The 13,874-nt window shown below is 38.6% G+C and carries 12 protein-coding genes and 1 pseudogene; 1 reads left to right on the top strand and 12 read right to left on the bottom strand.

Annotated features, from left to right (window positions below; translation table 11 throughout):
• Nucleotides 1–3: 3 nt before the first annotated feature.
• The 6 genes from N8M95_RS00280 to N8M95_RS00255 are packed head-to-tail and all read right to left on the bottom strand — an operon-like array spanning nt 4 to nt 6,060.
• A complete protein-coding gene (locus N8M95_RS00280) occupies nt 4–1,107 on the bottom strand; it encodes a prephenate dehydrogenase (protein ID WP_020903196.1) in 1,104 nt (367 codons plus the stop codon).
• A gap of 9 nt (nt 1,108–1,116) precedes the next feature.
• Entirely contained in the window at nt 1,117–2,283 is a 1,167-nt protein-coding gene (aroC, locus tag N8M95_RS00275; RefSeq protein WP_247931908.1) for a chorismate synthase, read from the bottom strand.
• Between the two features lie 9 nt (nt 2,284–2,292).
• Nucleotides 2,293–3,360 carry a 3-dehydroquinate synthase gene (aroB, locus tag N8M95_RS00270; protein WP_261116345.1) on the bottom strand — a complete coding sequence of 356 codons (1,068 nt, stop codon included), beginning with the start codon at nt 3,358–3,360 and terminating at the stop codon, nt 2,293–2,295.
• Nucleotides 3,361–3,378: 18 nt separating this feature from the next.
• Nucleotides 3,379–4,233 (bottom strand): shikimate dehydrogenase, encoded by an 855-nt coding sequence (locus N8M95_RS00265; protein ID WP_261116344.1) that lies wholly within the window; start codon nt 4,231–4,233, stop codon nt 3,379–3,381.
• Nucleotides 4,223–4,900, bottom strand: a complete 678-nt coding sequence (gene aroD / locus N8M95_RS00260; RefSeq protein ID WP_004259794.1) for a type I 3-dehydroquinate dehydratase — start codon at nt 4,898–4,900, stop codon at nt 4,223–4,225. Before aroD ends, N8M95_RS00265 begins: the two co-directional genes overlap by 11 nt.
• Nucleotides 4,897–6,060, bottom strand: a complete 1,164-nt coding sequence (locus N8M95_RS00255) for a class I SAM-dependent rRNA methyltransferase (RefSeq protein WP_261116343.1) — start codon at nt 6,058–6,060, stop codon at nt 4,897–4,899. The genes aroD and N8M95_RS00255 overlap by 4 nt, the downstream gene beginning before the upstream one ends.
• A gap of 116 nt (nt 6,061–6,176) precedes the next feature.
• On the opposite strand from N8M95_RS00255, the gene N8M95_RS00250 reads away from it, so the two are divergent.
• A complete protein-coding gene (locus tag N8M95_RS00250) occupies nt 6,177–8,327 on the top strand; it encodes an LTA synthase family protein (protein WP_261116342.1) in 2,151 nt (716 codons plus the stop codon).
• Between the two features lie 136 nt (nt 8,328–8,463).
• Here N8M95_RS00250 and N8M95_RS09330 read toward each other — a convergent pair.
• From N8M95_RS09330 to N8M95_RS00225, 6 genes and pseudogenes are all read right to left on the bottom strand, one after another.
• Nucleotides 8,464–8,651 (bottom strand): annotated as a pseudogene (locus N8M95_RS09330) (hypothetical protein).
• A complete protein-coding gene (locus N8M95_RS00245) occupies nt 8,651–9,829 on the bottom strand; it encodes an AAA family ATPase (protein WP_191962410.1) in 1,179 nt (392 codons plus the stop codon). Before N8M95_RS00245 ends, N8M95_RS09330 begins: the two are co-directional and overlap by 1 nt.
• Nucleotides 9,813–11,033, bottom strand: coding sequence for a hypothetical protein (locus tag N8M95_RS00240; protein ID WP_261116341.1), 1,221 nt, complete (start codon nt 11,031–11,033; stop codon nt 9,813–9,815). The genes N8M95_RS00245 and N8M95_RS00240 overlap by 17 nt, the downstream gene beginning before the upstream one ends.
• Nucleotides 11,034–11,081: 48 nt before the next feature.
• Nucleotides 11,082–11,990 (bottom strand): type II restriction endonuclease, encoded by a 909-nt coding sequence (locus tag N8M95_RS00235; RefSeq protein ID WP_150922570.1) that lies wholly within the window; start codon nt 11,988–11,990, stop codon nt 11,082–11,084.
• Complete coding sequence (locus tag N8M95_RS00230) at nt 11,987–12,799, bottom strand: DNA-methyltransferase (RefSeq protein WP_150922569.1); 813 nt, start codon at nt 12,797–12,799, stop codon at nt 11,987–11,989. Before N8M95_RS00230 ends, N8M95_RS00235 begins: the two co-directional genes overlap by 4 nt.
• Nucleotides 12,789–13,643, bottom strand: a complete 855-nt coding sequence (locus N8M95_RS00225) for a DNA adenine methylase (RefSeq protein WP_150922568.1) — start codon at nt 13,641–13,643, stop codon at nt 12,789–12,791. Before N8M95_RS00225 ends, N8M95_RS00230 begins: the two co-directional genes overlap by 11 nt.
• Nucleotides 13,644–13,874: the final 231 nt, after the last annotated feature.

The following is a 13,874-nucleotide window of genomic DNA, read 5'->3' as shown; positions in this document are numbered from 1 at the left end:
TCCTTATTTGATGACGACTGTATAGTCGGTGTTTTCTGTTATGAGGTGCTCCGCTCTTTCCAAGTCTTGAGCATTTTTAAATGAAATTTGTAGGATCCCGTGAATATCCTCACGGTTTTCCTCATTGATGTGAATATTAACCAAGGAAGTTCCACGTAGCAGTTCCAAAATCCTCAAGATGACATCTTCTTCATCGGGAACATCGACATAAAGGTCATAAGAGCTATCCACACCGCCACGCTTATGGATTTCCATGGCCTGACGTTGCTCACGCGCTTGGTTGAAAAAATTCCAGATTTGCTCTTCATCTCCCTTGCTGATGGCTTGTCCAACCGCTTCTAAACGTTCCTTAAAATCCGCAATTCGATCCAGAATAGTTTCACGATTGGACAAGAGAATGGAGGTCCACATACCCGGCTCGCTTTCTGCAATTCGAGTCATATCTCGAAAACCACCGGCCGCAAATCGCCTTGCCATCTCATGTTCTTGAGCATAAACCGCGGTCTGCTCCATGAGACTGGAAGCCAGAATATGAGGAAAATGGCTAATCTGAGAAGTCACTCGATCGTGCTCCTTGGCATCAATCTCGATAAAACGGGCATGAAGACCTGAAAGCAGATCCTTCATTTCATCAAGCGTGTCCTGACTTGTCAGGCTTGAAGGTGTGAAGATATAATAGGCATTTTCAAAGAGATTGACATCCGCAGAGGCAGCCCCTGTCTTGTGACTACCAGCCATGGGATGGGCCCCGACAAAACGAACAGACTTGCCAGCCAAATATTGCTCCGCCGCATCCACAATAGCTGACTTGGTCGAACCGGCATCTGAAATAATCACGCCTTCTTTCAAGTCCAAGTCGGCCAACTCCTTAATGAAAGCAATGGTTTGTTTGATTGGCAAACTGAGAATAATGATATCTGCCAAAGGAGCAAAACTAGCAAAATCATCCGTTGCACGGTCAATCATGCCTTCTTTCAAGGCAATATCTCTCGAAGCTTGACTGCGATTATAACCTAAAATTTCATAATCTGGATGATCGCGTTTGATACCAAGTGCCATCGAGGCACCGATCAAACCAAGACCTGCGATATAGACTGTTTTTGCCATAGGAACTCCTTAATAGTTCTTTGTATAGTCTCGGTGTTTGGCTACCGCTTCTTTTAATTCCTCTAGATTGTCTGATGAGAATTTTTCAAGGATTTCTTGTGCCAGAACCGTTGCCACAACAGCTTCCATAACTACACCTGCAGCTGGAAGAGCGGTCGGATCACTTCTCTCCACAGTTGCCTTGTAGGGTTCATGGGTTTCGATATCCACACTCATGAGTGGTTTGTATAGAGTAGGAATGGGCTTCATAACTCCACGAACAACGATGGGTTGCCCATTGGTCATACCACCTTCAAAGCCACCTAGATTGTTTGTACGACGGGTATAGCCGTCTTCTTCAGACCAGAGAATTTCATCCATGACTTGGCTGCCTTTACGATAACCAGCTTCAAAGCCAAGACCAAATTCCACCCCTTTAAAGGCATTGATAGAGACAACTGCTTGGGCAAGTCTGGCATCCAATTTTCGGTCCCATTGGACATAGGAACCAAGACCAACTGGTACGCCTCCGACGACTGTCTCCACAACACCACCGATGGTATCACCGTCACGTTTGATTTGGTCAATATAATCCTTGATTTCTTGTTCCCGTTCTTGGTTGACAATAGAAACTTCTGACTGGGCAGCTCGCTGCTTGATTTCAGCCACAGTTAGATTTTCAGGAACATCGATTCCCTTACCACCAAAGACCACGACATGGTTGGCAATTTCTATCTCCAGTTCAGCCAAGAGGCGTTTGGCAACTGCCCCAACTGCCACCCGCATGGTGGTTTCACGAGCTGATGAACGCTCCAAAGAATTTCTTAAATCATCAAAACGGTACTTGATACCCCCAACCAAATCGGCATGGCCTGGGCGAGGATGGGTGATTTTTCGTTTGCTTTTAAGTCGCTCTTCAATGTCTTCCGCAGACATAATATCCAGCCATTTTTGGTGGTCCTTATTGATGACATCCATGGTAATAGGCGCCCCTGTCGTCTTCCCATGGCGAATACCCGAAGTAAAGATAACCTGATCACTCTCAATCTTCATACGGCCACCACGACCGTAGCCACCCTGACGGCGCTTAAGGTCCTCATTGATATCCTCAGCTGTCAAAGGAAGTCCAGCTGGAATTCCTTCAATGATAGCCGTCAGACGGGGACCGTGTGATTCTCCTGCAGTTAAATATCTCATACACTCTCCTTATTTTACCAAGTAGTCTTTCATCTCTTCCAGAGAAACTGGGTGAATGGTTGCCGAACCAAGCTCTGGTACCAAGACCAACTTCAAGGTATTGCCACGCGCTTTCTTGTCATGAGTAAGAGCCTGATAAAGCTTATCAACATCCCAGTTTTCATAGTCAACAGGTAGTCCAAATTTCTGACACATCTCTGTGATAGATTGGGTAATGCCAGCCGGCATGAGGCCTTTTTCCTCAGCAACCTTGGAAATCTGTACCATTCCCATGGTTACAGCTTCACCATGCATGACCTTTCCATACCCGGCAGTCGCTTCAATAGCATGGCCAATAGTGTGGCCAAAATTGAGGTAAAGACGAACACCATTGTCCAACTCATCCTCAACCACCATCTTACGTTTAACTTGGCAAGAATGTTCAATCAAGATCTCTGCATGTTCCAGAATGCTCTCCACAGAACCATCCAGCTCCGTCAAGAGAGCCCAAAGTTTTGGATCCTCAATCAGGCCATACTTGATAACCTCTCCCATCCCTTCAATCAACTCTCTTTTTCCGAGCGTTTCAAGGACAAGCGGGTCAATCAGAACCCCATCTGGTTGGGCAAAGGTTCCCACCATATTTTTAGCAAATGGAGTGTTGACACCTGTCTTTCCGCCGATAGACGAATCCACCTGAGCTGTCAAGCTGGTCGGTATCTGAACAAAATGAATACCCCGCATATAGGTAGAGGCTACAAAACCAGCCAGGTCCCCAACGACACCACCTCCGAGAGCCACGATTCCATCGCTACGAGTCAAACCCTGCTTAACTAAAAATTCATAGACTTTCTGAACAGTTGTCAGATTTTTCCGTTCTTCGCCTTCTAAAAAGTCAAATACAGCAACTTGAAAACCAGCATCTTCTAGACTGAGTTTGACCTTCTCTGCATAGAGAGAAGCTACATGGTTATCTGTCACAATGACTACCTTTTGTGGTTGCCAGAGTTCTCGCAACCATTGACCAGCCTGAGCCAGACAACCTTTTTCAATCTGAATATCATAAGGATGATGAGGAATATCGATTCTGATTTTCATAGGAGAATCTCCCTTTCTTTATTGGTATTTTTCTGTTAAGGACTGCCAAATCTCTTCTGTCGGCATTTCCTTTCCTGTCCACAGTTGAAAAGCTTCTGCAGCTTGATAGAGCAACATTCCCAGACCATTGACGGCTGGATTCCCCTGACTTCTGGCCCATTTCAAAAATGGTGTTTCAAAGGGTTGGTAAATGATATCTGCTACTAAAAGAGTTTCTGATAGAACAATGCTTTCAGGAACTGGAGATGATTGACCATCCATCCCTACACTTGTCGCATTGACCAGTAAATCCGACCCAGCAATCCTTGCTTGCAGTTCGGGAACATCTTCTAAAGCATACAAGTCCACTTTAAAGCCTGTCTGCTCTTGTAACTTGGTCAGGTAAGGTCTTGTTTTTTCAATAGAAACTGAACGAACAAAGACAGAAATCTGACTGACGCCGTCCAAAATAGCCTGTGCCAAAATGGACTTGGCCGCACCACCTGCACCCAGCATGGTCATCTTTTTACCTGAAATTGTAAAAGAAGGCAAGCTCTTAAAAAATCCCTTGCCATCTGTATTATATCCAATTAAATTGCCATTCTCATTGACAACCGTATTAACCGCACCAATCAAGCGCGCTTCATCGCTCAGCTCATCCAAATAAGAAATCACTTTCTCCTTATAGGGCATAGAAAGGTTAATTCCAAACATCTGGTAGCGACGAATATTGGCCACTGTTTCTGCCAAATCAGCTGCATCAATCTCCCAAGCCACATAGACACCATTGGTAGCTGTCGCCTCAAAGGCTCTATTGTGGATGAAGGGAGAGATAGAATGTTTAATAGGATTAGCAACAACGGCAGCTAAACGTGTATAGCCATCAAGCTTCATCCAAAATCTCCCGAATTTTTTTCATGTTAGCTAAGGAAATCTGACCTGGGGCACTTGCCTCATCTAGACTAGCAAAAGACCAGCTAGAACCCGTCACATCCGCAGTGATACGAGAGACCTTGCCCACCTTGCCCATAGAAATCGTCACATATTCCTGCTCAGGATTGAGGATTTTAAAGCCTCGTGTATAGTTCATCAAGTCTAGCACATCCTGCTCTGTGTGAGCCATCACCGCAACCTTAACAAGTTTTGGATTTAAGCTCGTCAATTCTGACAAGATCTCCATCATATTTTCAGGTGTTTCTTGGAAATTATGGTAACTCAAAACGAGATTTGGGAAGTCCAGCATTTCCTCAAAAACATCCTTGTAGCTATAGTACTCAAAATCAATATAGTCTGGTTGATAGAGTTGTGCCACTTCCTTGATTAGATGGATATATTCTTCTGGAGAAAGGTCGATTTCTCCCCCTTCAGAGCGAGTTCGCAACGTGAAAACTAACTCACGGCCTGCGAATTTTTCAAAAATAGCTGGAGCCACCTGCAAAATCGCTTCCTTAGGCAGATAGTCGGCACGCCATTCAATGATGTCGGCATCTAGGTACCTCGTGGCATCCAGAGCCTGGACCTCCTCTAAACTTCTTGGCATTACTGAAACGATTAATTTCATTTACTAACCTTCATACTAATCACCTTGAGGTAATTACTACTTTCATCTTTTTTATTATAGGCAAAATCTGCTGGAAGACCATATTTATTTAAAATCTGGTAACTTCTTCCTGCAAAGCCTTTATCAATTTGTTCTGTAAATTTCTGGCGGGATACATTGGCAGCATTGGTGCTGGCAATGATAATCCCTTCCGGATTTAAAATCTCAAGACTTTGGGATATCAACTTATGATAATCCTTAGCCACAGAAAATGTTTGTTTTTTGTTCCGAGCAAAGCTAGGCGGATCTAGGACAATCACATCGTAAGTCAAGCCTTTTCGCTTAGCATACTTGAAATACTCAAAGACATCCATGACTATAAAGCGATGGTCGCCTGTACTGATTCCATTTGCCTGAAAATGCGCTTGAGACAATTCTCGTGAACGTTTGGCTAGGTCAACCGAAGTTGTCTGGCTAGATCCCCCCATGGCCGCAGCTACTGAAAAAGCTGCTGTATAAGAAAACATATTGAGCAAAGATTTGCCCATAGCCAATCCATCAACTAAACTACCGCGAACTTCATGCTGGTCTAGGAAAATCCCTGTCATCAAGCCGTCGTTCATAAAGACTTGATAGAGAACCCCATTTTCCAAAACAGTGAAAAAGTCAGGTGCTTCTTGACCATAAACATGGGCAGATTCATAATCCAAACCCTTAAAACGGATCTTCTCATATGCTCCTAAAACCTCAGGAAAAACCTGTCTAAAAGCTTCTGAGATAACCTTACGAATCTGATAAACATAAGAGTTATACCAAGAAAAGACAGCATAGTCGCCATAAAGGTCCACTGTCAGACCGCCAAAGCCATCTCCCTCTTGGTTGAAAAGACGAAAGGCAGTTGTCAATTCATCTTGATAGTAGGCACTTCTCTTTTCTTTAGCTTGTCTAAACAGCGTTTCAAAAAAAGCTTGATTGAAGGTCACCTTGTCTTTGCTGACAAACCAGCCCAAGCCCTTGTTTTGCTGAGAAAGGTAGGCAGTTCCAAGAAAGTTTCCACCTTGACTATGAACTTCTACTTCCTGATCCTTGAGATGAACATCTGCAAGATCGCTGGCTTCCAGTAAAACAAGCCCCTTTGCGAGCTTCTTTTCAACCCTTTTGCTGACTCTTATTCTATTCATAACTACCATTATATCAAACTTTTAGGCAATTCTCAAAAAAGAAACTACCCTTGCTTTTTTACTCTAGTTTTAAAAAATGGTATACTAATACTAATAAAAACTTAGGAAGTGATTGTGTGAGAATCAATTTTAACAAAATCCAAAAAGCCATTGGTACCAGACTGGGTTTTGTCCTAACCCTTTTAATCCTCTATTGGCTCAAAACCTTATTAGCCTATACCGTTGACTTTAATTTAGATATTCAATTGGGCAAGCTGCAAGGAAATTACCTTGCCTTTATCGCCTTTTTCAACCCCCTTCCTTTGGGCCTCCTTCTACTAGCTCTCGCCCTCTATGCTCGGTCAACCAAGGTCTTTTACAGTCTCAGTATAGCTATTTACAGCCTTTTATTCATTTGGCTCTATTCCAATGTCTTTTACTATCGAGAATTTAGTGACTTTATCACGGCTAATACCATGAAGGTCGCTAGCAAGGTGTCTGTTGGTACTGCAGAACTAGAGTTACTGCGTCCTTGGGATTTTCTCTATTTTATGGATTTCCCAGTGCTGGCTTTCCTTTTCTTTAAAAAATTCATCCAGCTGGATAGGAGATCTTTCAAATTCCGCTCGAGTGTTGCTATCACTGCTCTCTCAGCCCTGCTCTTTTCAGCTAATCTTTTCTTGGCTGAAATTGAACGTCCCGATCTCCTGTCGCGAGGATTTTCTAATTATTATGTTGTTCGTGCCCTTAGTTTGCCAGCCTTTTTAGGTTATAGTGCCAACCAATCCTACAGCGCCAACAAAGAACGTGCTAAGGCTTCTGAGACCGACCTTCAACCTATTACAGACTATATTCAAGAACATGCTGCTAAGCCTAATCCAGACTATTTTGGCCTTGCCAAAGGGAAAAATGTGATCTATCTCCACCTAGAGAGTTTCCAGCAGTTCCTACTTGACTATAAACTCAACATAGATGGAACTGAGCATGAAGTCACTCCCTTCCTTAATTCCCTCTACCATTCACAATCAACCCTAGCCTTTTCTAATATCTTTAACCAAGTCAAGGCTGGTAAAACCTCAGATGCAGAAACCATGCTAGAGACCGGTTTGTTTGGACTTGATCAAGGTTCCTTTATGGTCAACTATGGAGGTACCAATACCCAGCAGGCTGCGCCTTTTATCCTATCAAAAAATGGCTACCAATCAAGTGCAGTCTTTCATGGTAATATTGGGACCTTCTGGAACCGAAATACAACCTACAAACAATGGGGCTACCAATACTTCTTTGATGCTTCCTATTTTACCAAGCAAGACAGTAGCAATTCTTTCCAATATGGTTTAAATGATAAAATCATGATGAAAGATTCTATCCAATATCTAGAGCACTTGCAGCAGCCTTTTTATGCTAAGTATATCACGGTGTCCAATCACTATCCCTATGCTAGCAATCTGACAGGCGATGAGCTTGGTTTCCCACTGGCTAAAACCAAAGATGAAACCATCAATGGCTACTTCCAAACAGCCAACTATCTGGATAGTTCTATCAAGGCCTTCTTTGACTATCTCAAAGAAAGTGGCCTCTATGAAAAATCCATCATCGTCATCTACGGAGACCATTATGGTATTTCCAACTCCCGAAATCCTGAGCTGGCACCCTTGATTGGAAAGACTTCTGAGAACTGGTCTAATTACGACAATGCCATGTTGCAACGAGTGCCTTTTATGGTGGTCATGCCTGGCTATGAAAAAGGACAAATCATCAATACCTACGGTGGACAAATCGATATCTTACCGACTCTCGAACACCTCCTTGGTATCGAATCCAATTCCTTCCTTCAAGTTGGACAAGACCTCTTGTCTCCAGATCATCAAGAAATCGTTGCCTTTCGAACTGCTAATTCTTTCGTCACACCAAAATACACCAGCTACGACGGACGAACCTACTATACTGAGAGCGGTCTTGAAGTCAGTAATCTTGATGAACAAGCTCAGACTGAACTAGAAATCGTTCGGCAGGCAGCCAACCAACAGCTAAAAATCAGCGACCAGATTCAAACTGGTGATTTGATACGTTTCTACCAAGCAGATCATCTTGGAAAAGTTGATACAGAAAGTATTTCTTACCTCAATTCCTTACCAATTCTACAAAAGATTGAGCAGGAAAAAGCTAGTCAATCAACTAGCCTCTTTAGCCAACGACAAGGTAAAACCAGTACTGACCTTTTCAAGGCACCAAGTTACAAAGAACTCCACCCCGAGTCTGTAGAAACCGAATCAAAATCACAATAAAAGGGAATTGGGCAATAACCCAATTCCAAGAGAAAATGGAGTCAATCTTCCCATAAATAAAACGCATAATATCAAGTTTTTATACACCTGATATTATGCGTTTTCCTGATTTTAAAGACTTTTGCTCAGTCTATTATTACAAACTAAATATACTATCAATAAATAATATTATAGAAGCAACAATAATTAAAATTTCACCTATTTGAATAATTCTATTTCGAAATCTAAATATATTTCTATCAAAAATACTTGGATCACACACATTATAGGAATTAAAGTTTTTGAAATTGAGAAGTATCCAAATAAATATGATTTCGATACTATTAAGACCGTTTATCTAGCTTCTTCTCTCTAAAGTCTTTTGTAATTATATCCTGAAGAAGTCTCTTAATATGACGCAAATTATCCTCTGACGATAATTTTAATATTTTCTCCATCAATTCTTCGGTAACTTTATAAGAAACTTTAAAATACTCAGTCAGTTTATTCACTAGAATATTGGTTTCTACTTTGATAAATAATTGTTTTTCCTCAATACTTGGAATTTGGAAATCGCTAGTTAAATCAAATCTAGACTTAAGTGAATTGGGAATATGCTGAGTAAAATATTCTGGAGTCATATTAGAAGTAAAAATAATCATATAACCACTTAAATCATGAACAATCCCATGCCTATCTGTAAAACTACCATCTTCTAGAAGCTCGTAAAAGAAGTTGAATACAGATGGTGTTGCTTTTTCAAATTCGTCAATCAAAATAATTTTAGATTTTGATGAATTAATTTTTTTAATTAACTCACCACCTTCATCGCTTCCGATGTATCCAAGCGGAGAGCCAATCAAACTATTTAACACTCCCTCCGTTGAGTAATTTCCGAAGTTAATTTTGATGAGCTCTCCATTTGGATAGAGTGATTTTGATAAGATTTTCGCAAATTCTGTTTTTCCAATTCCAGATTCGCCTATCAGAAATACGGAAAAAATCTTTCGAACACTAATTTTTTCTAGTAATTTATAATTTTCATACTTCTTTACAAAATCAGCCTTAAATAAGCTGTGACCAACTAGTTTATCAACAGCCTTTTGTACTTTATCGTTAATTTCATTAACACTATAATCTTTCGCTACCTCATCAAGATTAAGTTTTTGAACTTTTGGATTAGCAAAATCTTCGTTTATAGCTGTTTCATCAAACAACAACGGCAACTCTTTTAACATAATTTCATATTTTGATTTATTCAACCAAAAAATAGGGGAGTTGAATGCCCTATCTAGTAAATGGAATATTTTACCGATATACAGGCTATTGTACGCGCTTGGATTCATTAAAGCAGATAAATCTATAACCAAATTATTAAAAGGGTATACCTCGCTACAAATATCTTCTAATTCAACGAGATTAGTAAAATCGTGAGATAAGATATGGGTAATATCAATCTTTTTGTTCTCTGAAAAGTTAGCCTTTAAATCATCAATTCTTGTTGGGTCATATAGGTAAATCATCTTTTTTCTCCACATTGATTTTTTGAACAACCGCAATGACATCTATTAAGTGGTACTCTCCATCTAGTTTTTTATAATTGAAATCGAACTCAAACTCAGATTTATCAATAGAACTAGATTCTGGAATTGAAGATTTTTGAATAATATCTTTTACAATTTTCGCTGTATTATTTTTATTAGCTTGCTCACTCATGAACTCTAAAAATTTCGTTGACATCGTATCGACTTCTGAAAAATTAATTTTGCCTCGGTCTATTCCTACTAAACAAAGTTGACCAAGCTGGAAGTCACTATGTCTATATCCATTTTCAAAGCCTTCAATTTCTCCGTAAGGAAAACGAACTAAGAAATTTTCCTCACCTATCTTAAAACCATAGTCAATCGTATAATCAGTCAAAAAAGTAGAAAGTAAGTTTGACATGTTTAGCTCAATCCCTTCTGTAGTAGGATTATCTAGTTTGCTAGACTGTAAAACTTGTAGAATAAGAGGGATATCCTGCGCATTTACAGGAGTCAGTGAAATGTTGTCAAATTTTACCAGATCCCCGGTTTTTGAACTTCTAATTTGAAAAGTTTTAGCCATTTCATAGACTTTTCTAAAAATAGTAGATTTAGTATTTTTAATTTCGAAACTCTCACTAATCTTACTTCCCGTGATTAATTCATGACTATTTTCATAACTAGATGGTAAACTATTTTTCGTACCAACTTTAAAGGAATTTTTATTATTCGTAGTATTACTGTTTTCTTTTTGAATTGTTGTTTTTACAGTATTATCAATCAAAGTAGCAATCTCGTAAGATTTCGCCGAATTTATATAAACTAAATTAAAATAATCTGAGTTTAATTTTGGAGTAACTTTTTCTCTGTCGCTCTTGTTAATAGAATCTATACGCCAACTCACAGAAATTAATATCACACTAATTATTAGCAGTATATTCGGGTCAATATTGACTAAAGTAATTAGACATCTCAATAATGGTCGAATTAATACATAAAATATTGCTATAAGTAAAAATTCATCTTTATTCTTATCTTCAAAAAAGTAGAAAAGCATTATCGTAGATAATGAAAAAATCAATTCATATTGTGAATAAGGCTGTAAAATATTAATTCTAAATAACCAACTAACTACAGTTAGTATAGCTGATGTATATAAAATAATTCTACGATAATTCATTCCTAAGAAAAATTTTTTTATCAATCAACACCTCGCGTTCTTCTAGATTTTTCTAAAACCTAATTTATAATATTATTTTTGAAATAGTTCAGACAAAAAATCTTCTTTTAGCATACACAAATTGAATACATTTGTGATATGATTAAAAGCTTCTGAAAGTGGTAAATGAGCGGTTTTCCAACCTTGTCCATCTGTAACCCACACAAATTCTACATTATCGTTCGAAGTTATTACAAATTGGCTCAATTCCGTAAACTCGCCAGCTACAGCCTTAAGTTTGCTGCCTCCGCCACCGTAGTAATTTGTTTCAATTAGCCAAACTTTATGTTTCTTTTTGGAATATACTACCACATCGAAACGTCGTTCAGACTTATCAACAGGAACTATAATATTCCATTTCTCTTTGATAAATGGAGCTGTAGCTTGAGCTTTCCATTCTAATTCTAATTCGTTTGCTATTTTATCAATATGACGTTCTAAAATACCTTCCATAGTTGTTCCACTACGGTTTTTTCTAGCATTGCTATCCAATCCAGCTTCCACCCCATAAACATAATCCACTAACGAACGGTTAGCGTTGTTTTGAAGGAAATTCAATAATCCAGATTTTTCAGTAAAATCAACATACTCCTTAATCTTGTTAGTATCAATTTTCGAAAAATTGAGTCGCTCAAAACTCATATTATCTTGCTCATCGATAGAAAGAATATCTAAAATTTTATCACGGCTAGCAATTAAACTTGGAATTGCCCTAAGTAGGTCGGGTTGTTTAGTGAACAGAGATAGAGCTTCGTTATAAATAGAATCTTTACCTATCAGGTAGTTAAGGGTGTTTAGCTCTAACTCAAACTGTTTAGTCTCACGATTAACCTTCTCCCAATTGACATAATATTCAGGTGTACGATTTGTTACAGATAAACTTGATAAAAATTCTTTAAGTCTTTCTTCTGACGATAATTCTAGATAATCATTTAGTTTCATAATATCCCCTCGTTTCTTTCCTTTTCTAATCTTGTCTTGGCTATTTTTAAGTAATCTTTTTCTGCGTCAATTCCTATAAATTTTCTACCTAATCTTTTAGCAACCACACCTGTCGTTCCACTACCAACGAAAGGATCCAGAATATAATCATCTTCTTGAGTGGAAGCTAGAATAATTCGTTCCAGCAAATATTCAGGTTTCTGCGTAGGATGCTTACCAGCCCATTTCTCAGTTTGCTTTGTGAGCGGACCAGTCCAGACATCTTTCATTTGTTTACCATCATTTATTTCTTTCATCAAGTCATAGTTGTAATAGTGACGAGCTTTTTTATCAGCTTTCCTAGCCCAAAGAATGGTTTCGGTAGAATGCGTAAAATATCGACAAGAAAGATTTGGAGCTGGATTAGTTTTTTGCCAAGTAATATTATTAAGAATCTTAAATCCTTCTTGTTCTAAAGCCATTCCAACCGAATAAATATTATGAAAACTACCTGAAATCCAAATTGTGCCATTAGGTTTTAAGACTTTTTTAGCAAGATTTATCCAACGTCGGTTGAAATCATGTTTTTCTTCTAACGAAGATATTTTATCCCAATCACCTTTATCAACTGATACTACTTGACCTCCTGAGTTAGAGAAACCTCCATTACTCAAAAAATAAGGCGGATCTGCGAAAATCATGTCCATACTTTCAGGTTTCATTTTCGAAAGGAACTCAAAAGTATCGGCATGTACAAGAATTGATTTGTTTTTATTATAGTATGGCTTTGTCATTAAAACACCTCCATACTTATATTCGTTATTTATCATAGTTGGTTACAATAATCTCATCAATTTTTCCACGACTTGAAGATTTAGCTCCATTAGTCCGGGTAGCAGAGACTTTATGTATATTAAAATCTTTATACAACTCTCCAACTAATGGGCTAGAAGAATTCGATAACATAACGTAGGCGCCTTTTTCATCTAGCTTTTTAAAAGTGTCTCTCAAACGAACTTGGTCTTCGTAAGAGAATCCCTCGTGTGTATAAGAAGTAAAAGAGCTTGTCTCAGAAAGTGGAATGTAGGGTGGGTCAAAGTAAACAAAGTCCCCAGCTTCAACATCTTTAACGGCTTCTTCAAAATCTCCATTTAAAATATGAATAGTGTTCTCATTTAAATATTGAGAAATAGATACAATCAAATCTGAATCTACAATTTGGGGATTTTTATAGCGACCATACGGGACATTAAACTGATTTTTTGAATTTACACGGTATAATCCATTAAAATTTACACGTAGCATATACATAATGCGAGCAGCTCTCTCAACATTATTCATTTTTTCAATTCTGCTGTCCCTATCAGCAGAACGCAAGTTCAAATAGTATTCCTTCGAATTGCTTTCCTTGTGCTTAGATAACGATTTAATTAGCTCAGAAGGATTATCTTTAATTTGTTGATAACAATTGATTAATTCACTATTAAAATCATTTATGATCGCATCTTTAGGAGCAAGTTCAAAAAACAAAGCTCCACCACCAACAAACGGCTCAAAATAACGATTATAAGATTCTGGCATAAGAGATTTGATTACGGAAAGAAGCTGACGCTTTCCACCAGTCCATTTTGTAAAAGGGCGTAAAGCCTGCTTACTATTAAGTATTGATTTCATACCTACAATTATACCACATATCACCACTGAATTAAATCAGTTAAAGTCAACTCAATACCTCAACATTTACAACTGAAATCTTAACACTAGACTCAGATAACTTCTCTCTATAGCTATTCGCTAGCTCTCTAAAAAATTCATCATCTGTTTCAATATCTAAAATCTCTATCAGAGCCTTGGCGGTGTCGGTTAAATGAAAAGCACTATATTCAAATGTTAGAATATCGTTGG

The organism is Streptococcus mitis, assembly GCF_946190325.1.
Classification (GTDB): Bacteria; Bacillota; Bacilli; order Lactobacillales; family Streptococcaceae; genus Streptococcus; species Streptococcus mitis_CF.
This window is presented reverse-complemented; position numbering and strand designations above follow the sequence as displayed.

What these genes read in the sequence shown, in the direction of transcription:
- N8M95_RS00280 (WP_020903196.1), bottom strand. Translation starts at nt 1,107, where the DNA reads ATGGCAAAAACAGTCTATATCGCAGGTCTTGGTTTGATCGGTGCCTCG.
- aroC (WP_247931908.1), bottom strand. Translation starts at nt 2,283, where the DNA reads ATGAGATATTTAACTGCAGGAGAATCACACGGTCCCCGTCTGACGGCT.
- aroB (WP_261116345.1), bottom strand. Translation starts at nt 3,360, where the DNA reads ATGAAAATCAGAATCGATATTCCTCATCATCCTTATGATATTCAGATT.
- N8M95_RS00265 (WP_261116344.1), bottom strand. Translation starts at nt 4,233, where the DNA reads ATGAAGCTTGATGGCTATACACGTTTAGCTGCCGTTGTTGCTAATCCT.
- aroD (WP_004259794.1), bottom strand. Translation starts at nt 4,900, where the DNA reads ATGAAATTAATCGTTTCAGTAATGCCAAGAAGTTTAGAGGAGGTCCAG.
- N8M95_RS00255 (WP_261116343.1), bottom strand. Translation starts at nt 6,060, where the DNA reads ATGAATAGAATAAGAGTCAGCAAAAGGGTTGAAAAGAAGCTCGCAAAG.
- N8M95_RS00245 (WP_191962410.1), bottom strand. Translation starts at nt 9,829, where the DNA reads ATGATTTACCTATATGACCCAACAAGAATTGATGATTTAAAGGCTAAC.
- N8M95_RS00235 (WP_150922570.1), bottom strand. Translation starts at nt 11,990, where the DNA reads ATGAAACTAAATGATTATCTAGAATTATCGTCAGAAGAAAGACTTAAA.
- N8M95_RS00230 (WP_150922569.1), bottom strand. Translation starts at nt 12,799, where the DNA reads ATGATAAATAACGAATATAAGTATGGAGGTGTTTTAATGACAAAGCCA.
- N8M95_RS00225 (WP_150922568.1), bottom strand. Translation starts at nt 13,643, where the DNA reads ATGAAATCAATACTTAATAGTAAGCAGGCTTTACGCCCTTTTACAAAA.